Genomic DNA, 16716 nt, shown 5'->3' with positions numbered 1-16716 from the left:
ACCCTGCCAGATCACTTCTATCCGACAGTCACAATCGGATAGGGTGCGGGCGCAAGGGCTCCGTGAGGGGTTTTGTAAACCTTGCACAAATTTTGCGCAATCCGCCTCGTGAATGGGCGAAAATGAAACGGGAGGAAATGCCTCATGTCGGAGCTTCTGACGGTCGCCGGGATGCGGGATCTCGAAGCTGCGGCGATGGCCTCGGGGGCGGTCGCCGGTCTCGACCTCATGGAGCGCGCGGGCGCGGGCGTCGTCGGGGCGATTCTGGCCGAGTGGCCGGAATACGCTCGCGGCGCGCCCTCGGCGGTGGTGCTCTGCGGGCCCGGGAACAATGGCGGCGACGGCTTTGTCGTGGCGCGACTGCTGGCGGGGCTCGGCTGGTCGGTCGAGGTTTTTCTTCACGGCAGGGCGGACCAGTTCGGCCCGGATGCGCGGGCGAATGTCGAGCGCTGGACCGGGCCGGTTGCCGGGTTCGACGCGGCGGGCGGGGGGCGGCGCCCGGACGTGCTGGTGGATGCGGTTTTCGGCATCGGGGTGTCGCGGCCGATTCCCGACGCGGTGGCAGCGGCCTTTGCCGCCGTGCGGGCACGGCCGGGGACGGCCCCGATGCGGACCGTTGCGGTCGACTGCCCGTCGGGTTTCGACCTCGACCGGGGGATCTTTCTGTCGGCACCCGGCTCCGCAGAGAAAGGCGGGGCGCGGCCGCCGCAGGCGGATCTCTGCGTGACCTTCCACCGTCCAAAGCCCGGCCATGTCCTGTCGGAGGCGGCGGGGCGCGTGCTCTGGGTCGCCGATATCGGCCTGGGGGAGGGGTTCTCGACCGCGGCAGGGCAATTGATCGCCCGCCCGCCCGCGCCCGGGGCGCTACGGTTGGTGACGCCCCGGATCGACGAGGACAGCACCCTCGCCGACTGGTACCGCCACGTCGCCGGCCCGGAGGCGGGGGCGCACAAGTACGATCGCGGGCATGTGCTGGTGCTGGCCGGCGGCGTCGGGCAGGGCGGTGCCGCCCGGATGGCGGCGCGCGCAGCGCTGCGGGTCGGCGCGGGCCTTGTCACGCTGGGCGTGCCGCAGGCCGCGGTGTTTGAAAACGCGGGGCGGCTGGACGCGGTGATGCTGCGGACCGTGGTGGAAAGCTACGATCTGCGCCGGATGCTGACGGACGAACGGCTGCGCTGCGTGGTGCTCGGGCCGGGGCTGGGGCGCAACCGGGCGCAGGATCTCGTGCCCGCCGCGCTCTGGGCCAAACGGGCGACGGTGCTGGATGCCGATGCGCTCACCGCCTTCGAGGACAACCCGCAGCTTCTGTTCAACCACCTGCACGAGGCCGCGATCCTGACCCCGCACGAGGGCGAGTTCCGCCGCCTCTTTCCCGACCTCTCGCTGGCGCCGGACGGTCTCGGGCGGATCGAAGCCGTGCGGCAGGCGGCGGACCGGGCCGGATGCACGGTTCTGCTCAAGGGGCCGGCGACGGTGATCGCGCGGCCCGACGGCTGCGCCTCGATCCATCCGGCGCTGCGGGATCGCGCGGTGCCGTGGCTGGCGACGGCGGGGGCGGGCGATGTGCTGGCCGGGATGATCGGCGGTCTGATGGCCGCGCGCCCGGTGGACAGGCTCGACGTGGTGTCCTGCGCCGAACTGGGCGTCTGGCTGCACGCCGAAGCCGCCCGCGCCTTCGGTCCGGGGCTGATCGCGGAGGATCTGCCCGACGCCCTGCCGGGGGTCTTCCGCGGCATGGGATTGTGACGCGGCGCGAGGGGCACGCGCGCCGCTATTACAGGAAGAATCGCATCCCCGGCGTCAGGCGGGGATTGAGACCTTGCCGGAAGAGGCCAGTTCAAGCCCGCCCGCATAGATGACATGCGGCGCGTCGAAGCTCAGCTCGAGCAATCCGACCTCGTGATGTCCGATGTGGCGCACATGGGTGCCGTCGACCAGGCGCGACACCGGCACGAGAGCCCTGGAGGCCCCGAACAGCGCCGCCGCCCGCCAGTCCCGAAGCAGGATCTCCTGCTCCGCCGGCAGGCGGAGTTCCCCGTCGGGCCGCCCCTTGCCGAAAACCGACGCGGTGAGCGCCACCAGCCCGACCCTGCGGCGCGAGAACCGCGCCGCCCGAAGCACCGCCGTGCCGCTGTCGCGGGTGATGACGCGATCGCCGAGGCAGAGCGCCTCCACCGGCAAGGCTCCGTCCAGCGTCAGGACGATGGTCCCGGCGAGAAGCGCGTTCAGCGGCTTCGGAGAATCGATATGGCGCGCGGGAAGCCTCCCGTCGTCGCGCCGGACCGTTTTCGGTTCCATGGGCGCAGTCCTGCTGTGTTCTGCCTCGTCAGTTCTGGCGAAAATACGGCAATATTCGGTAAATGTCCCACCTTTTCCGCGCGATATTTTCTTCTCGCCAGAGGGGCGGAGCTTTGCTAGGTATCCGCTCCGATGCGGGTGTGGCGGAATTGGTAGACGCACCAGATTTAGGTTCTGGCGCCTTTGGCGTGGGGGTTCGAGTCCCTTCACCCGCACCATTCACATTTGAAAAGACACGAAAATTTCATCCTTTGGGATCTGGTCCCCCAGATGGTCCCCCAGGCGCCAAGATGAAATTCTTGACCTCCTGCACGTCGAGGAACGTCATGTTTCCCTTCTTGTGGAGGTGAATGTGCCCCGCTTTTGCCCAGCGGTAGATCGTGACGCGGGACACGCCGAACAGATTCGGCGCGTCACCTGGGCGGCACGTCTGGCGCCCGCTGACTTGTGCGCTTGGTGAGATCATCACTTCCCCTCCCCAATGGCGCGGCGGGCGGCGCGCGCGTCCCGTGCAGTCTGTCCCGATGGCGGATCCGCCCGCAGGTAATCGAGGTCAGGATGCAGCGGGTCGATCAGGGCCAGCAGGAACGAACGGGCGAGCGCATGGGCGTTCTGCCCGCCGGGCATACCTTGCTCGTATGCATATGCGGCAAACGAGGAGGCCAGCGCGACAGCCAGGGCCACCTCCCGTTCCGCCTCGGTCGGCTTCGTGCCGCTCATGTCCTTGTCGTAGCAGGCGAGCATCACCTTCGCCGCCTCTGCTGCCGTGGTGGGCTGTGAAGACACGACACTTACCGCCGGCCACCCATGAAGATCGCACATCCGTTCGGCAACACATGCGGCACACAGGTATCCGCCCTCGTCGCCGGTCGGGCTTATCTTGGCCCAGTCTTCATTCGAGACAGTGGCGTCGACCAGAACAGGCCTCTCGCATATCTGGCAGGGCAGGGTGTCGCTATCGAGGGATTGATCGTGGAAGGGGAGCCAACCGATGACGGTCCCGCCCCCAGCGGTGAAGCAATCATGCTCCCAATTCCATCCCGCCATCTGCCACACATCCTCTCCGGTATCGTCGAGGGCGTTGAAGCCGATGGTCCATGCCTCGGCGCTATCTTCCAGCGGGAACCAATTGTCCTGATCGTAGCGAACCAGAAGCCGGAGCATGGTGCCGTCTTTTGGCGCGCTGGACATGGGAAGCGGCCTCACCACCACCCGCCTCGCGGCAAGCTGCGCCTCCAGGGCGGTGATACGGGCCTGATCTGCATCGTGGCGCGCATCGAACTCCGTCAAAATCCTGCGAACACGTTCATTCTCGGGGCCGAGCTGCTCGACTTGCCGCGTCAGGCTCTCGTTCTGCATTTGCAGCGCCTTCATCATCACGTCGCTCACTTCGCTCTCCTTTCACGGATGGTTTGACGGTCAGGCGCGTTTTGGCATGGGCACATTTCGTCTGACCCGCCGCACGGGCACCTTCCCGCCTGCGCGAGCATCTCGACTTGCGAAGGCGCATTCTGCACAGGTTCTTTAGTCGTTCGGGTCGTGGATCTGCTCATCCGCTCTTTCCTTTGCGGCGCGCTCAGTCGGAACAACGACATGCTCTTCGTTGCGCTGGTGGCTGAAGGTTCTCGATGTGAACACAAGCCCGTGGGCGGCCTGCCACTCGTCGCAGGCTCTTGAAATCCGATCCTGCAGGTCTTCGGCCTGCGCGGCCGTCGCCTCGAACCACGGGCCGTCATCGTTTTCAGACAGCACCCGGTCACTGTCCGCCAGCCACTCGTCGGCGCGCTCCAGAATGGTTTCCAAGCCGATCCAGTCGGCCAGCCGCAAGGGGTCTTGGCGGGCCTCTGCAATGTGAAAGGAGTGCGTCCAGACAGGATGGCCCTCGCTGGTGTCCAGAAACTCGGCGGTGCCATCGTCCATCATGTCTTGGATTGCGGCTTCGCGGGTCGGGCAGGGGCCAACGGTAAACCACTCATCCCCGACCCCGGCCCACCAATGCCACCCGCCTTCTTCCGGCGCCTCGGCCGATGTGACGGCGGGCGGATCCAAGATGTCGTTCGCCCTCTCGTCGGCAGAAAGGTCCGCGTCAGATAGGGGGCTTCGATCCGCTTCGATGGCGGCCATGATCTTTTGGACCTCGGGGAACCCGCCGAGTTCTTCGGCCGCTGCTTCGGCGCTTCCGATGTCGAACACCAAGAGGCGAGCCAAGAGGGTGGTCAATCGCTGTGCACGCGCCTCGACGCTCACGCGCCAGTGCTGGTCGTGTTCAGACATCAGGCTCTCCTTCTGGCAGGGTCGCCAGCCAATTGTTGACTTCGGACGCGGTCAGCCCGCCCTCGAACGCCGGGCGCTGGGCGGGCTCCTGACGCGACGAATGCACTGAGACCTGGCTTGCGGGTACCTTTTCCCGGCCCGCACGGCCGTCGTTCCGGGCGTTCTCGATCAACTGTTTGCAGGCGGCGTTGGTGGCCGGATAAACCGTGCCGGTCTTGCCGCCGTTGCCTCCGAATTTGGCAGGCATCTGGTCGATGATCTTGTGCAGGACTTCCTTCCGGGCGTTGGTGAGGGGCGCCCACATCCACTCCATGTCGGTGGCGCTCATTCGGACGTCTCCCCGGTGTCCCAAGGTGCCCCGCCCTTGACGGAGACGGGAACCTTGCCCCCGGCGCCGGAGTAGGCGACCACATGCGGCACCTGGACGGTGCGCTTGGGGATGGGTTGCTTCTTCACCCTGGGCTGCTGGCGAAAGTCCTGCATCTTGCTGTTGGCGTCGCGGATGGTCATGCCCGTGCCATCCTTCTGGCGCTGGGCGCGGCGATCAGGATGTCGATCTCAACGCGGGCGTTTAACTCGCTGGTGCGCTCGATTTCACCGCGGCAGACCCATCCTGCGTTCTTGCAGATGCGCTCCACGACATGCCGATCGACACTCGTTTCGTGGGCGATGTCGGCATAGGTGCAGTCCCAATCTGCCGCGGTGCCCGAGCGCCACACCATGTACCTGTAGATGCGATTGCGGCGGTGCGTCCCGCCGAGAAGGTGAAACGGGGTCATGTCCGCTCCTTGCTTTTGAGGTGATTGAGGAAAGCAGGATCGCGCCAAGCCAGCTTGAGGTGGCCGACGACGCGCCGTCCCGCGATCCGAAGGTTGAAATCCGTGTCGGTCCTGCTGCCGCCGACCAAGGCGCTCAAAACCTTCGCGCCTGGCGGGAAGCGGATAGGGTCGTCTTTGGCCGCCCGAAGGCGAGGGCAGGCATGGCGCGCAAGTTCCGCACAAGCGAAGTGGACCGGCGCCTCCGTGGACATCCACCATCCTTCGCGGCGTTCTCCGCGCGGGAACCACCAGCGATTGCCGGGCTCCGTGCGCTCTCCGCAGACGGTGCAGCGAAATTCGGCGATGCTCTTGCGCTGCCTGACCATGTGGGGCTGCGCAAAGATCGGTCTGCCCTGTCCCGGCAAGAAGGGGGACCAGATAGCGAGGCTTCCGCTCGCATAGCGGCATGGCCGCACCTCATACCTGACTTCGCCTGACCAGGCCGCATTCCACGGGACGTCTTTGCCGATGACGAGGGTCATGCCACCACCTCGCGAACCGCCATGTGCCCGCAGTTCGCGCCGGCCAGCGCGGCCGCCACATCGGGGCACACGCTGTTCCCGACGCAGGACACCTGCACGTCCTTCGCGAACGGCTCGAAGCGCCAGTCGCCTTCTTCCTCGTGCCAGATGCCTTCGATCACGTAGTCGGGCGGGAAGCCTTGGGCGTTGAACAGTTCGCGCGGGGTCAGCATGCGCATGCCCACGTCGACGATCACGAAGGTGGTCTCGCCGATCTCGACCGTCACGAACTCGCGCTCGTCCCAGAGGCCGTGTTCCCGCAGCAGATCGGCCACCTTGCGGGCCTTGGCCTCGTGTTCCCGGCTGAACGGGGGCGCGGCGACTTCGGCCTCGATATGGCCCATGCGATCCTTGACGGTGACCGTGTGCATGGGGTCGTCCATCTCCGCGCCGTCGCCGGTGCCGTAGTATTTGGCGAAGAAGGCCGCGACCGGGTTCTGGTGGCTGCCGGTGCCAGTCACGGTCGACATCGGCATGCGCGGATCGTGACCGGCGTTCCTAGCCATGCGCGGCCCGCCGTTCTGCTGGGCGAGGAAGGCGGCCACGGGGGCATGCTTGGAGCCGCCCGCGACCACGGTGCCCAGCGGGCGCGCCAGATCCAGCGCGCGGGGCGCCTGACCCTCACGCTCGCCATAGCCGGTCTGGATCATGGTCGCGGCGATGACCGCGTTCTGGTCCTTCTTGCTGGCGCAGATCGTGTGGTGCGGATCTTCGATCGAGCGACACGCGCCGCCTTGCTGGGCGTAGGTCAGAACCGGCGCGATCAGGGCGGTCTTTCCACCACCATCAGCCATGATGGTCGGCGCAGGCAAAGCGATGTCCGCGCCGTTGGAGGTCCCGAAGTGCCGCATCAGGGTCGGCGCGACCACGGCATGCGAGATGCCGCCTGCGGTCACCACGCCGTAGGGATCGCTCACCGGGTATTCCCGCCGTCCGCCGCTATCGCCGTGCGCGATGCTGGCGAGAAAAGGTGCCGTCTCTCCGGCTGTCACGCCAGAGCGAAGCGGCGTCCCTCCATAACCTCTTATCGTGTCGGTTATGCATACGCCGGTTTCCTCCGCATGACATGGCGCTGCAGCAACCGGAAAGCCGCCCACCATTCCTGACGCCCTGATGGGCGAATTGGTTGAAACGAGATAGGGCCGCTCGGCGTCGATCACGTAGCGCCGGAGGCCGCGCGCCACGCGGGCCATCGTGTTCCGGGCCAGAGGCCGCACCGCGTTCAGGCCGTGCTTCTCGCGGATCTCCGCCTTGGTGTCGAAGATGGACGGGCAAGGCAGGGTCCAGTCGATGCATTCCGCCGCGGTGCGCCACGGCAGCAGCTTCCCGGTCTTCACGCCTTCGCTGTCCGGCGCTCCATGTGTGGGCTCGGGCCAGATGATCGGGCGCTTGTCGAAGCGGATGATGACGAACAGACGCTTGCGGATCGTCGGCGACCCGTAGTCGCAACCGCGCAACTCGCGCAGTTCGATTCTGCCGCCGAGCGCTCGGATGCGCTTGCGCCACAGGGCGAAGGTCTCGCCCTTGCGGTCGGGGCAGGGCATCAGCCCGCGCTCGGTCTCGACCAGCGGTCCCCAGTCTTTCCACTCCTCGACGTTCTCCATCATCACCACGTCGACCTTGCCGCCGCTCTTCTGGATGCGCTCGATCCAGCCGGGGATGATCCACGCCAGGTCGCGGATGTTGCGCGCCACGGGCTTGCCGCCCTTTGCCTTGGAGAAATGCTTGCAGTCCGGGCTGAACCACATCAGGCCGATGTGCCGCCCTGCCAGATGGTCGAGCGGATCGACGCGATAGACGTTCTCGGACAGGTGCAGCGTGTCCGGATGGTTGGCGGCATGAAGCGCCAGCGCGGCCGGGTTGTGGTTGATGGCGATGTCCGGGCTGCGCCCGAGCGCCATCTCGATGCCCGTGCTGGCCCCGCCGCCTCCGGCAAAGCTGTCCACGATCAGCGGCGGTCGGGTATCCTTCGGGGTCGGGCATTCCGGCAGGTCGAAGGTGTCGCGCATCAGGACATTCCCAGCGCGGACTTATACATTTCCAGCACCGCCTCTTCCTCGGCGATGTCGTCCTTGTCGCGCTTGCGCAGCGCGATGACCCTGCGAAGGGCCTTGGTGTCATAGCCACGGCCCTTGGCCTCGGCCATCACCTCTTTCTGCTGGTCAGCGACTTCCTTCTTCTCGATTTCGAGCCGTTCGAAACGCTCGATGAACGAGCGGAGTTCGCCCGCCGCAACGCCGTAGCTGGTTTCCTCAGACATTTTCCGCCATCCCTTTTTTCCTTATGGTTTTCCCGCCCTTCCGGGCGGCGATGTTGCTCCATCGGTCGGCTCTCGGCCGCGCCAGTTCACGCCGCAGCCAATCCTCGACCCATTCGTGGTCGCGACCGGCAAGGAAGCAGACCAGCCGAAAATCCGGCCCGCCGACCCAGCGCCGCGCCATCTCGACATCGAGGCTCCGGCTCTTCACCGTGTCTTTCTCGCGGCAGATGAGGCGCAGCTGCTCTCCGAGGACGGCAAGCCACAGCCGCCGGTGCGGACAGTCGCCAGCGACGTCGTTCGCCTGTTCCGCGTTTCCAATCTCATGGGCCATTTGGGTCGCCCCGCGCCGCCTCGTCCCGCCGCCGCTGGTTGGTCTTGTGGGTGACCATTTCGAGGTGGGCCGGGTTCACGCACATCCGGTTGCGGCATCGGTGGTCGATCTGCTTGCGGCCGGGAATGTAGCCGAAGTGGTGTGTGAACATGACGCGATGCACAGCAACGGTTTGCCCGGAAAGACACATCCTGGGATAACCGCCGCCGCGCCCGCTCCCAGATCCGGGGCCGGTCCAGAGCCAGCAAGGCGTACCCTCAAATGGCGCCCCGAGAACAACCCTCTCGACAATGCGGCTGAATATCAGTCGGCGGCGCGCTTCACCCTCACTCAAACCCACCATCACTTGTCGCCGCGCATCCGGCGGGCCACGGCCACGGCTTCATTCATTTCCTTGAATATCTCGTCGCGGATTTGCTCAGGCAGGCGGTTCAGGGCGTTGCGCACCACCCGGATGCATACTTCGGCCTCGGCTTCGATATTCTCGCGGTGCGCCTTCGCACGTTCCGCCCGACGATCTTCTGCAGCCTGCCACTCGCGCTGGTTTCTCTCGCGGTTCCGCGCGGACTCTGCCTTGCGATCCGCGTCTGCCTGATTTCGCCGAGTGCGATCCAGTCGCGCCCGATGGCGCGACACCGCGGCGCGGCGGAAGCGCTTCATTTTCAGAGCAGCCAGTGCCCGTTGTGGCCAGGTGTGGTCATTGACCGAAAAGGAGGTGATCCCCTTTTCCTCAAGCGCAAGCTGTTCCTCGATCATCTTGATCTCGGCAGCGAGTGTGGTGCGGAGGTCATCGCAGGAAGCAACGTCGTCAGGCAGGTCTTCCGGCTTGATCTTGCCTCTCTTCAAGAGGTCTTCGAAGGTGCCCATGGTCATACCCTCATCGGCATCAGAACCTTCGTGAGGTTCGGATCTTCGGTGAAGAAGCGACCGGGGGCGCCGGAGTCTGCCGCCTCCATGCGGATGACGTCGAAGCCAGCGCAGATGTCGGCGAGATACTTGGCGTTGAAGCCGATGGGGTCGCCTTCTCCGGTGACAGGCAAGGACACTTCGGTCAGCCCTCCGGCGTAGTCCGGAATGCCGCCCCGATAGATCATCACTCCCTCGGACGGCGCGATCTTCACCGCCCTCGATCCGTGCTGATCGTCGCCCGCCTTGGTGAGCCGCGCCATTCGACGGAGGGCCGTCGCAGTCAGATCGGCTTTGATCCTGCCAGTGCCCTCCCTGGGGATCACGCGCTGGTAGTCCGGAAAGGTGCCGTCGATCATCTTTCCGGACAGGCGGAAGCCATCGCCGAACAGGTGAAAGCGGACACGGTCCCTATTCATCCCGAGGCGCACCTCGCCGTTGCCGTTGGCAGGAAGGAGAGACATGAAGAGGTTCACCGCCTTGGAGGGGATGATCCCGTCTTGGTCCTTCCATTTCAGGGCGGTTTCGTATTTGGCGAGGCGGTGTCCGTCCGTAGCCACCATAGCCAAGGTCTCGCCGCCTCTGTCCCGCGAGGGATGGAAGTACACACCATTGAGGTAGTAGCGCGTCACCTCCGTGCTGATGCAGCCCATGACGTGCTTCAAGGGTGCCCGCATCTGCCCCGTGGATGTCATGACCTCCTGACCGGGCGCGAAGCCCGTCATCACCGGGAAGTCGTCCACCGGAATGATGCAGCGATACTTGGCCTTGGCCTCCCACGCCTCGACGGCGATGATGTCGCCGCTTCCGGGGTGCGAGATTGTTACCGTGCTGTCGGAGATGCTCGCGAGGCCGTCGAGAAATCGCGGGGAAATGAGGATGCAGCCGACGCCATCCGTTTCGGCTTCGACGTCGACCGCCAGTTCGAAGTCCAGATCGGTGGCGACCAGGGTCAGCTTGTCATCGACAACGCGCAGCCGGATTGTGCTGAGAACCGGGATGGTGGTGCGGGTCTCCACGACGAACATCATCAAGCGAAGGGCCTTGCGAAAGACCTTGGCATTGACGCGGGCGCTCCACGGGGTTTTGGTCTCCTTGCTCATCCGTCTGCCTCCGGGAAGAGGGCCTTCCTGACGTCCTTGATCCCTTTGCGGGCGATGAGGCGCGCGCGTTCCGCGCCGCTGTCGTGATCCTCGAGGCTGATGATCGAGGTGAAGCGGCTGTGCGCCATGGCGAGCGCGTCGTAGGGGTCGTGCAGCGTGGGCAACGCCTCCCCCATCTTGCGGAAATGCCGCGTGGCGAAGAAGCTGCCGACGACGCCGACGACGGCGAAACTGCCGGCGCCAGCGAGGAACCAAAGTGTGGGGGTCATGTCTGTCTCCTCAGTGTTCGATGAAGGCGATGCCGGTGTTCCCGGCCCAGCACAGGCCGCAGCTTCCGCAATGGGTCTGCCGCAGAGGCTCGCTGATTGCGTGGCGCTGTTCGGGGCACACGGTCATGTCGCCGATCCGGGTTTTCTCGGTCGGGAAGTCCAGCGTGATCGCGCCGTGATCTCCGGTCTGGCCGCTATGACGAACCCATGCCCGCCCGGTCTCGGCTAGGGACGCCACCGCGCCGCCAATTGCAGTGCTGGAGCGGTGCGCCGTGAAGATGAACAGGTGAAGGCCGGAATGAAGATCCAGCATCGCGCGCCAGAAGGATGCGTATTCCTCGGTCGGAAAGTCGCCGACGACATGCAGCCGGATCAGCACCTTGCGGTGAACATGGATCAGCGCCTTGATTTCACCGCGCAAGCCACTCAGCAGGTCGGGGGAGTACGCCCAGCGCCTCGTCCGGTGCAGGGCGTTGCCATAGCAGCCCCGGTAGATCGGGCAGGAGCGGGGGCAAGTGGCGCGCTCTTCCAGCGCCAGGGTGTAGATCCGCGCGCCCTTGAGATGGCCGACGAGGACATCGCCGCCGATCTTCGAATTGAAAGCGCCGTCCTTGAGGATGGGTTCCCCGTCCATTCCGCTCCAGACCTTGAGGGTCTGCGGATGCATCGTGCCCGCCATGTCCTTCGGCGCGTAGATGCGAACAATACCGCTCGGCACCGGACCTTCGGTGATCCGTCGCCGATCGCGCATCGCTTGCACCTGGTTGCGCTTGCTCTCATTGCGCGCCGCGCGCTGGGCATTGGCCTTGTCGGTCATGGCTTCCACCCCGGCCGCACGACGCCGCCCGTTTTCCGGTCCACGATTTCGCCATCAGGCCGCTTCATCAGCGGCCCCTTGTCGAACCCCCGGCTTGCGATCTTTTTCTTGAAACGCGGCTTGGCGGTGCCGTTCCGTTTGGCCTCGCCGCGCCGGGCCTTCGCCATCGCGCGCCGGTCGCGCCGGGTCTTCTTCTTGTGGCAGGATATGTGCGCCGGTCGCCAGTTGGAGGGGTCGTCGCCCCCGCCCAGCGCCAAGGCGTGAATATGCTCCACCTCGAAGCCTTCGGCCTCGCCACGGCGAATGCGCGCCAGGTTGATCGGCTCATTGCAGAGATAGCAGACCCCACCATTGGAATGGAGGACGTCGAGGCGCTGGGCGGGGGTCAGCTTCTTGCGGCGCACGGGGGGCTGATCCTCCATCACAGCACCGGTGTGCAGGCGGCGCTATCGGGCGCCGGTGCGAGGTCGGGGTCGAACTCGGAAAGGATGACCCCTCGTATCGCACCCAGATGCAGGCGTACCTCCTCGCGAACAGAAATGCCGTCGGGGCGGATTTCGTCGGATGGGTTCGTCTCCCCGACGAGGTCAGACACCCGATTGACGGTATTCGTCAGTTCGTCGCGAAGCCTTGCTTGGCGGCGCCTCTCGCTTTGCAGTTGGTCGTCCTTCACTTGGCGTTGCACGAACCCGATCTTCTCGCGAAGACGAGAAATTGCTTCGGTTCCGAACGGCCCGAAAGCCGCTGTGTCGCCGCCGCCTGCCTCAAACCCCGCCGCCCAGCACAGTAGGTCTGACAAGCGGTCGTGAAGTTCTTGTGCCTCGCCCTCAGATAGGCGCAGAACGATGGTCTTGGGTAAGTTCCTCACTGAACCACCTCCCAAAGGTAGCCCGCTCCGACGAACAGATGGTTCGACGGGCCCGCGCCCTGATCGTCGCCGGTGGGAACCATCCGCGACCGAACGCGCGGCGACTTCCCGTCCGGGCCGGAAACCACCGTGTAGGTCTCCCCCTTCACGAACCGGGCGTTCTTCCCGCTGTCCTTTTCGAAGCCCGAACTGCCGAGGCATCGCACGGTGTCGCCCGGCTTCGCCTTGGCAGCGACCAGACCTGTTGCGGAAATCTTCACCACGCAGCCCTCCCTGTCCCCACCAGTTCGAGCATGACGGCGGTGTTGGCTGCGGCCTTGGCCGCTATGCTCAGGGTCGCCAGTGCCAGACCGGCAAGCACCAGAGCGACGATGACGCCGAGCGCGATCTTGTGTGCGTCGAAAATCAGGCGGTCGAGGTCGTCGGCCCGGCGCTCGCTGGCCTGGGCGTCTTCCATTTCAGGGATTGTGGGCATTTATGCCTCCGATGTTGAGGGTGGTCTCCGACGTCTCGGGCCGTGAGTGGCAGGGAGGGACGTTGTCCAAGACGTCGGAGAGGGCGGCGCAGGGAGGCGCGCCGCCATTCGATCAGCGGTCGTGAAGCAGCGCGAACTCACGGGCAAAGTTGCGGTCAGCGGCTTCGTCGCTGTTCTCGGCGAGGTAGTTGCAGGCCTCGCGAATTTCTTCTTCGGTGTGCTGACCGGGCAGGGCGAGAACGCCTTTAGCGTGGGCCAAGGGGTCCGAGATGATTGAGCTCATATCGTGGATTCTCCGACATTCATGCTCAATATTATTGAGGCATAGCGCGGAGGATCGCAACACAAATATCAAAAATATTGACCCTGACGCCAACCAGATACACAACGACCGGGTGGGGGCATCGCGCAAAATGCCGATACCGCGCGTGTTTGGCGCTGCTCAGGGGATTGAGAGATGAGTGAGTTTTATTGGAGAATTTTGGTCGCCGCCGGGGTGCTGGGCGTCGATTTGGACGCCCTGCTGGTGTGGGGCCGCGTCAGGCTTCGCGCGAATCGGCGCTCTCGCCGGAAAGTTCCGTGAGGGCTAGGAAAAGGGGCTCCTGCACGTCCGACGGAAGCTGCGCGTACTGCCCAAGGATCAGGAAGTTCGCATCGAGCCGGTGTTCCAGGCTGAGATAAACGATCACGGCGCGGCTCGGAAAGGACCGCGCCTTTTCCATGTTGATGATCTGCGTGGCGCCGACGCCAGCCGCATCGGCGAGTTGCTTTTGTGTCAAGCCGCAGGCGATGCGGGCGGCCCGGAGGCGCACCGCCGCCGCCTCGTTGTCCGTTTGGCCTGTTCGGGCGAGGGAGCGGCGCTGATCGCTGCTGGTTGGAACCATTGTGAGAACATCCTTCAAAAACATACCAATATCCTATGCTTAGGGCGCTCTGGCCGATAGTTGTGAAAAATTGATGCCCGGTAGGCGGCTTGTTGAATTTGCTAGGTCAATATTTTTGATATATGGGGGAAAGCATGACCGACACCAACCCCCACCCCGACGAAATTGAGGACGTGGTTAACGAGCCAGTCCCCCCAGGGAACCCCCGCGACCTTGCGGATGCGCTAGGCGTCCCCGAGATGGCCCGAGTTCTCGAAACCACACCGTCTGCCATCTACAACTACCTCAAGGCAGACCTCTTGCCGGCCTACTGGTACGGGCCGCTCAAACAGCTTGGCGATAGCGTTGAAATCCAAGTGCCGATGGGCTTGTTCCGCTGGCACCGGAAGAGGCGCAGCGCCCCCGAGGCCGAGGACCAGTAGCCATGAGCCGCGCCTTCGGGATCATCTCGACCAGCATCTGGGGGTCAAGGCGTTTTCGCGGTCTGCCCTGCGAACTTGCCCGGCTGGTCTACCTGTACCTCCACACCAATCGTCACGGCACCAGTATCGGCGCATATCGCCTGCCCATCGCCTATATCGCCACCGACCTGCGCGTCCCCGAGGACCGGGCGAACATCGCCCTTGCTGCCGTCGTGCATGCGTCTCTCGCCAGGTATGACGAACTCGAAGAGGTGGTGTCGATCATCGGCTGGTGGGATCACAACCCCATCACCAACCGGAAGCACCTTCAGGGCGCGATCCGGGCGCAGCGTGAACTTCCCCGCACTTCGCCCGCCGGTGTCGTGTCTGCTGTCGAAATTGCCGGGTCGGCACTCGCGGTAGCCCGTCGCTGGGCTACCGACGAAAAGGGCAGGCGCGCGGCGGCCGAGGCGCTGGAAATGTGCCGGGAGATGCTGCTCGGTGTCGTGGATGACCATGGCATGCCTGCCTTGGCTGCGGCCGTGCAGACCCTTCCGCACCCGCTATCCGAAGAACTACCGATAGCCCTATCCATAGACCTATCCATAGGCGTGAACGGTTTTCGTGCTGAGACAGAGACAGAAACAGAGACTCAAACTCAAACTCAAACAGAAACTCAAACAGAGACGGAGACGGGGAAATCACCGCTTTCCGACGAAATCGCGGCGCTGAATCAGCGCGCAGGCGCGCGGTCGGCGAGATGAAGGCCGTCGCATCCCCGGACGGCGCGACCGTGACGCTCTCTGGAAGGGCTTGGTCCGAGACATTCGACGTCGGGCGACTGCCCGAGAGGATAGATTTCTACCGCTCCCTCGCCACGCGCCCGAAGTCCGGGCGGTTCTACATCCCCACGCTCCACGCTCTTGAGGCGGCTCGCGACCAGCTGAGAAAGGAAAATTCATGATCCTGTTCGACCAAGAGTGCATCCACGACCCGGAAAGCGGCGTCTTCGGGGATTGCGCTCGGGCCTGCATCCGCACAGTAGCCCAAGACCCCATGCCCCTGCTTCCGCACCCCATCGCTCCGAGCGGCGGGGAATGGAACCTCGAGTTTTTCGACACGCTTGAAGACCTGTACGGATGGGCGCACCAAACGATGGTCTATCATCCGACCAGGGACTTTGCGCCGCTCCCGCGGGTCATCATGGCCGCTGGGCCGACCGTGCGAACCAAGCCTGAAACAGGCGGGCCCCTTCACCTCGTCGTCTGGGATCGCTTGGCCGGTCGGATGGTTCATGACCCCCATCCCAGCCGCGCCGGCCTGATTTCGATAACCGCGGTCGATTGGCTGCAGCCTTTGGACCCCGCCACATGAGAGACCTGCTCTGCAACCCTTCGACCGGCCATCCTATCGCCTTCCCGGACATGCCCCAGATCGCGCGGGAGTTTGCCGAAATCCGCCCCTACGGCGGGGCCACGTTCATCAAGGCAGATCCGCCGTGGAAGCTTCGGGACTGGTCCGAGAACGGTGACAAACGCAAGACTCCGGATCACCACTACAAGACCCAGCCCCTCGACTGGATCAAGGCTCTTCCGGTAAGCGACCTGGCCGCGCCCTCCTGCATCCTGTTCCTTTGGGCGACACACCCGATGTTTCCGCAGGCGCTGGAGGTGATGATCGCTTGGGGCTTCGAGTACAGCACCTCCGGTGTCTGGGTGAAGCGGACGCGGCGCGGGAAGCTTGCGTTCGGCGGCGGGCGGCGCCTGAGATCCGCGAGCGAGCTATTCATCATCGCGACCCGTGGAAAACCGCCTGTCCGCGACCGCAGCATCAGGACCGTCATCGAGGGGCTGCGCCGTGAACATTCGCGCAAGCCGGAAGAGGCATACGAAATCGCCGAAATGATGGACCCGAGCCATCGCCGCGTTGACCTCTTCTCGCGGTGTGAACGCCCAGGCTGGCGCAGCTGGGGCGACGAAAAGACCAAATTCAACCACGAGGAAAGCGTATCATGACCGAGAAAGCCCAATGTGTCGTCCAGGTGTTTTTCACCCCCGAGACGAGACCGAATGACCGTGCCGTGTTCGAACTGGTCGAGACGGAGTTCGAAGACTTCGCCAGCTTCCTCGACGCCATTTCGGACCCCGACCGGCTCCTGTGCGTGTCGCGGCTCGTGACCTATCGCGGGGAGGAACACAACACCCGCTACCTGCAACGCCGAGAGGCCTTCGCATTTCGTGGACGCGCAGTCTCCCGCGCCCAGCTGCCGCGATACCGCATCTTGGAAATGGATGTCGCGGAATGAGCAACGCAATCCTCAATATCCGCTTGGGTAGTTGGCACTGGCAGCTTCTTCGGGACCGCCCCTATCTCCGTGTCTGCCACAACCCATTTCACGATGCGGCGCGAAAGGAGTCGGGCTGGAGGTGGTTCGAGATATATTGACAGGGGTATATTATACCAACACGCGTAGAGAGACCGCAGGGGGCCG

General features: G+C 64.6%; 27 protein-coding genes and 1 tRNA gene. 7 read left to right on the top strand and 21 right to left on the bottom strand.

Annotation, left to right across the window (positions count from 1 at the left end):
- Positions 1-144: 144 nt before the first annotated feature.
- Positions 145-1746: an NAD(P)H-hydrate dehydratase gene (locus ACN0RJ_RS13540; protein ID WP_417724608.1), complete on the top strand. Its 1602-nt coding sequence runs from the start codon at positions 145-147 to the stop codon at positions 1744-1746.
- Between the two features lie 54 nt (positions 1747-1800).
- Here ACN0RJ_RS13540 and ACN0RJ_RS13535 read toward each other — a convergent pair whose 3' ends face one another.
- Positions 1801-2298 carry a Hint domain-containing protein gene (locus ACN0RJ_RS13535; protein WP_417724607.1) on the bottom strand — a complete coding sequence of 166 codons (498 nt, stop codon included), beginning with the start codon at positions 2296-2298 and terminating at the stop codon, positions 1801-1803.
- Between the two features lie 134 nt (positions 2299-2432).
- Between ACN0RJ_RS13535 and ACN0RJ_RS13530 the strand changes: the two genes are divergently transcribed.
- A tRNA-Leu gene (locus tag ACN0RJ_RS13530) sits at positions 2433-2516 on the top strand.
- Between the two features lie 247 nt (positions 2517-2763).
- Here ACN0RJ_RS13530 and ACN0RJ_RS13525 read toward each other — a convergent pair.
- The 20 genes from ACN0RJ_RS13525 to ACN0RJ_RS13430 form a co-directional block, all read right to left on the bottom strand.
- The gene (locus ACN0RJ_RS13525) at positions 2764-3687 is read right to left on the bottom strand and encodes a cell division protein ZapB (RefSeq protein ID WP_417724606.1); all 924 of its coding nucleotides are present in this window, start codon (positions 3685-3687) and stop codon (positions 2764-2766) included.
- Between the two features lie 135 nt (positions 3688-3822).
- Complete coding sequence (locus ACN0RJ_RS13520; protein ID WP_417724605.1) at positions 3823-4572, bottom strand: hypothetical protein; 750 nt, start codon at positions 4570-4572, stop codon at positions 3823-3825.
- Positions 4565-4900, bottom strand: coding sequence for a hypothetical protein (locus tag ACN0RJ_RS13515; protein WP_417724604.1), 336 nt, complete (start codon positions 4898-4900; stop codon positions 4565-4567). Before ACN0RJ_RS13515 ends, ACN0RJ_RS13520 begins: the two co-directional genes overlap by 8 nt.
- Entirely contained in the window at positions 4897-5082 is a 186-nt protein-coding gene (locus tag ACN0RJ_RS13510) for a hypothetical protein (protein WP_417724603.1), read from the bottom strand. Before ACN0RJ_RS13510 ends, ACN0RJ_RS13515 begins: the two co-directional genes overlap by 4 nt.
- Positions 5079-5351, bottom strand: a complete 273-nt coding sequence (locus ACN0RJ_RS13505; protein ID WP_417724602.1) for a hypothetical protein — start codon at positions 5349-5351, stop codon at positions 5079-5081. The genes ACN0RJ_RS13510 and ACN0RJ_RS13505 overlap by 4 nt, the downstream gene beginning before the upstream one ends.
- Positions 5348-5872 (bottom strand): hypothetical protein, encoded by a 525-nt coding sequence (locus tag ACN0RJ_RS13500; RefSeq protein ID WP_417724601.1) that lies wholly within the window; start codon positions 5870-5872, stop codon positions 5348-5350. Before ACN0RJ_RS13500 ends, ACN0RJ_RS13505 begins: the two co-directional genes overlap by 4 nt.
- Positions 5869-7920 carry a DNA methyltransferase gene (locus tag ACN0RJ_RS13495; protein ID WP_417724600.1) on the bottom strand — a complete coding sequence of 684 codons (2052 nt, stop codon included), beginning with the start codon at positions 7918-7920 and terminating at the stop codon, positions 5869-5871. The genes ACN0RJ_RS13500 and ACN0RJ_RS13495 overlap by 4 nt, the downstream gene beginning before the upstream one ends.
- Positions 7920-8171: a DUF2312 domain-containing protein gene (locus ACN0RJ_RS13490; RefSeq protein WP_417724599.1), complete on the bottom strand. Its 252-nt coding sequence runs from the start codon at positions 8169-8171 to the stop codon at positions 7920-7922. Before ACN0RJ_RS13490 ends, ACN0RJ_RS13495 begins: the two co-directional genes overlap by 1 nt.
- On the bottom strand, positions 8164-8502 hold the full coding sequence (locus ACN0RJ_RS13485; RefSeq protein ID WP_417724598.1) for a hypothetical protein: 339 nt from the start codon (positions 8500-8502) through the stop codon (positions 8164-8166). Before ACN0RJ_RS13485 ends, ACN0RJ_RS13490 begins: the two co-directional genes overlap by 8 nt.
- Positions 8492-8692, bottom strand: a complete 201-nt coding sequence (locus ACN0RJ_RS13480) for an HNH endonuclease signature motif containing protein (RefSeq protein WP_417724597.1) — start codon at positions 8690-8692, stop codon at positions 8492-8494. Before ACN0RJ_RS13480 ends, ACN0RJ_RS13485 begins: the two co-directional genes overlap by 11 nt.
- Before the next feature lie 152 nt (positions 8693-8844).
- Positions 8845-9375 carry a hypothetical protein gene (locus tag ACN0RJ_RS13475; RefSeq protein ID WP_417724596.1) on the bottom strand — a complete coding sequence of 177 codons (531 nt, stop codon included), beginning with the start codon at positions 9373-9375 and terminating at the stop codon, positions 8845-8847.
- A complete protein-coding gene (gene dnaN, locus ACN0RJ_RS13470) occupies positions 9372-10511 on the bottom strand; it encodes a DNA polymerase III subunit beta (protein WP_417724595.1) in 1140 nt (379 codons plus the stop codon). The genes ACN0RJ_RS13475 and dnaN overlap by 4 nt, the downstream gene beginning before the upstream one ends.
- The gene (locus ACN0RJ_RS13465) at positions 10508-10780 is read right to left on the bottom strand and encodes a hypothetical protein (RefSeq protein WP_417724594.1); all 273 of its coding nucleotides are present in this window, start codon (positions 10778-10780) and stop codon (positions 10508-10510) included. Before ACN0RJ_RS13465 ends, dnaN begins: the two co-directional genes overlap by 4 nt.
- Before the next feature lie 10 nt (positions 10781-10790).
- Entirely contained in the window at positions 10791-11597 is an 807-nt protein-coding gene (locus ACN0RJ_RS13460) for a hypothetical protein (protein ID WP_417724593.1), read from the bottom strand.
- A complete protein-coding gene (locus ACN0RJ_RS13455) occupies positions 11594-12001 on the bottom strand; it encodes an HNH endonuclease (RefSeq protein ID WP_417724592.1) in 408 nt (135 codons plus the stop codon). The genes ACN0RJ_RS13460 and ACN0RJ_RS13455 overlap by 4 nt, the downstream gene beginning before the upstream one ends.
- A 17-nt stretch (positions 12002-12018) precedes the next feature.
- Entirely contained in the window at positions 12019-12465 is a 447-nt protein-coding gene (locus tag ACN0RJ_RS13450; RefSeq protein ID WP_417724591.1) for a hypothetical protein, read from the bottom strand.
- On the bottom strand, positions 12462-12728 hold the full coding sequence (locus ACN0RJ_RS13445) for a hypothetical protein (RefSeq protein WP_417724590.1): 267 nt from the start codon (positions 12726-12728) through the stop codon (positions 12462-12464). The genes ACN0RJ_RS13450 and ACN0RJ_RS13445 overlap by 4 nt, the downstream gene beginning before the upstream one ends.
- Positions 12722-12940, bottom strand: a complete 219-nt coding sequence (locus tag ACN0RJ_RS13440) for a hypothetical protein (protein ID WP_417724589.1) — start codon at positions 12938-12940, stop codon at positions 12722-12724. Before ACN0RJ_RS13440 ends, ACN0RJ_RS13445 begins: the two co-directional genes overlap by 7 nt.
- 112 nt (positions 12941-13052) lie before the next feature.
- A complete protein-coding gene (locus tag ACN0RJ_RS13435) occupies positions 13053-13223 on the bottom strand; it encodes a hypothetical protein (protein WP_417724588.1) in 171 nt (56 codons plus the stop codon).
- 256 nt (positions 13224-13479) lie between these two features.
- Complete coding sequence (locus ACN0RJ_RS13430) at positions 13480-13848, bottom strand: helix-turn-helix domain-containing protein (protein WP_417724587.1); 369 nt, start codon at positions 13846-13848, stop codon at positions 13480-13482.
- A gap of 110 nt (positions 13849-13958) precedes the next feature.
- On the opposite strand from ACN0RJ_RS13430, the gene ACN0RJ_RS13425 reads away from it, so the two are divergent.
- The 5 genes from ACN0RJ_RS13425 (at position 13959) to ACN0RJ_RS13405 (ending at position 16530) form a co-directional block, all read left to right on the top strand.
- Positions 13959-14246, top strand: a complete 288-nt coding sequence (locus ACN0RJ_RS13425; protein WP_417724586.1) for a hypothetical protein — start codon at positions 13959-13961, stop codon at positions 14244-14246.
- A 2-nt stretch (positions 14247-14248) separates the two neighbouring features.
- A complete protein-coding gene (locus ACN0RJ_RS13420; protein WP_417724585.1) occupies positions 14249-14989 on the top strand; it encodes a hypothetical protein in 741 nt (246 codons plus the stop codon).
- A 196-nt stretch (positions 14990-15185) separates the two neighbouring features.
- The gene (locus ACN0RJ_RS13415; RefSeq protein WP_417724584.1) at positions 15186-15599 is read left to right on the top strand and encodes a hypothetical protein; all 414 of its coding nucleotides are present in this window, start codon (positions 15186-15188) and stop codon (positions 15597-15599) included.
- Positions 15596-16240: an MT-A70 family methyltransferase gene (locus ACN0RJ_RS13410; protein WP_417724583.1), complete on the top strand. Its 645-nt coding sequence runs from the start codon at positions 15596-15598 to the stop codon at positions 16238-16240. Before ACN0RJ_RS13415 ends, ACN0RJ_RS13410 begins: the two co-directional genes overlap by 4 nt.
- Positions 16237-16530: a hypothetical protein gene (locus tag ACN0RJ_RS13405; RefSeq protein WP_417724582.1), complete on the top strand. Its 294-nt coding sequence runs from the start codon at positions 16237-16239 to the stop codon at positions 16528-16530. The genes ACN0RJ_RS13410 and ACN0RJ_RS13405 overlap by 4 nt, the downstream gene beginning before the upstream one ends.
- The last annotated feature ends 186 nt before the right edge of the window (positions 16531-16716 follow it).

It is taken from the genome of Salipiger sp. (assembly GCF_048261495.1).
Lineage (GTDB): Bacteria > Pseudomonadota > Alphaproteobacteria > Rhodobacterales > Rhodobacteraceae > Salipiger.
This window is presented reverse-complemented; position numbering and strand designations above follow the sequence as displayed.

Coding starts and splice junctions, on each gene's coding strand:
- ACN0RJ_RS13515 (WP_417724604.1), bottom strand. CDS start 4,900: ATGAGCGCCACCGACATGGAGTGGATGTGGGCGCCCCTCACCAACGCC.
- ACN0RJ_RS13535 (WP_417724607.1), bottom strand. CDS start 2,298: ATGGAACCGAAAACGGTCCGGCGCGACGACGGGAGGCTTCCCGCGCGC.
- ACN0RJ_RS13495 (WP_417724600.1), bottom strand. CDS start 7,920: ATGCGCGACACCTTCGACCTGCCGGAATGCCCGACCCCGAAGGATACC.
- ACN0RJ_RS13420 (WP_417724585.1), top strand. CDS start 14,249: ATGAGCCGCGCCTTCGGGATCATCTCGACCAGCATCTGGGGGTCAAGG.
- ACN0RJ_RS13415 (WP_417724584.1), top strand. CDS start 15,186: ATGATCCTGTTCGACCAAGAGTGCATCCACGACCCGGAAAGCGGCGTC.
- ACN0RJ_RS13410 (WP_417724583.1), top strand. CDS start 15,596: ATGAGAGACCTGCTCTGCAACCCTTCGACCGGCCATCCTATCGCCTTC.
- ACN0RJ_RS13460 (WP_417724593.1), bottom strand. CDS start 11,597: ATGACCGACAAGGCCAATGCCCAGCGCGCGGCGCGCAATGAGAGCAAG.
- ACN0RJ_RS13490 (WP_417724599.1), bottom strand. CDS start 8,171: ATGTCTGAGGAAACCAGCTACGGCGTTGCGGCGGGCGAACTCCGCTCG.
- ACN0RJ_RS13510 (WP_417724603.1), bottom strand. CDS start 5,082: ATGACCATCCGCGACGCCAACAGCAAGATGCAGGACTTTCGCCAGCAG.
- ACN0RJ_RS13405 (WP_417724582.1), top strand. CDS start 16,237: ATGACCGAGAAAGCCCAATGTGTCGTCCAGGTGTTTTTCACCCCCGAG.
- ACN0RJ_RS13520 (WP_417724605.1), bottom strand. CDS start 4,572: ATGTCTGAACACGACCAGCACTGGCGCGTGAGCGTCGAGGCGCGTGCA.
- ACN0RJ_RS13485 (WP_417724598.1), bottom strand. CDS start 8,502: ATGGCCCATGAGATTGGAAACGCGGAACAGGCGAACGACGTCGCTGGC.
- ACN0RJ_RS13430 (WP_417724587.1), bottom strand. CDS start 13,848: ATGTTTTTGAAGGATGTTCTCACAATGGTTCCAACCAGCAGCGATCAG.
- ACN0RJ_RS13475 (WP_417724596.1), bottom strand. CDS start 9,375: ATGACCATGGGCACCTTCGAAGACCTCTTGAAGAGAGGCAAGATCAAG.
- ACN0RJ_RS13425 (WP_417724586.1), top strand. CDS start 13,959: ATGACCGACACCAACCCCCACCCCGACGAAATTGAGGACGTGGTTAAC.
- ACN0RJ_RS13505 (WP_417724602.1), bottom strand. CDS start 5,351: ATGACCCCGTTTCACCTTCTCGGCGGGACGCACCGCCGCAATCGCATC.
- ACN0RJ_RS13500 (WP_417724601.1), bottom strand. CDS start 5,872: ATGACCCTCGTCATCGGCAAAGACGTCCCGTGGAATGCGGCCTGGTCA.
- dnaN (WP_417724595.1), bottom strand. CDS start 10,511: ATGAGCAAGGAGACCAAAACCCCGTGGAGCGCCCGCGTCAATGCCAAG.
- ACN0RJ_RS13480 (WP_417724597.1), bottom strand. CDS start 8,692: ATGTGTCTTTCCGGGCAAACCGTTGCTGTGCATCGCGTCATGTTCACA.
- ACN0RJ_RS13540 (WP_417724608.1), top strand. CDS start 145: ATGTCGGAGCTTCTGACGGTCGCCGGGATGCGGGATCTCGAAGCTGCG.
- ACN0RJ_RS13440 (WP_417724589.1), bottom strand. CDS start 12,940: ATGCCCACAATCCCTGAAATGGAAGACGCCCAGGCCAGCGAGCGCCGG.
- ACN0RJ_RS13465 (WP_417724594.1), bottom strand. CDS start 10,780: ATGACCCCCACACTTTGGTTCCTCGCTGGCGCCGGCAGTTTCGCCGTC.
- ACN0RJ_RS13435 (WP_417724588.1), bottom strand. CDS start 13,223: ATGAGCTCAATCATCTCGGACCCCTTGGCCCACGCTAAAGGCGTTCTC.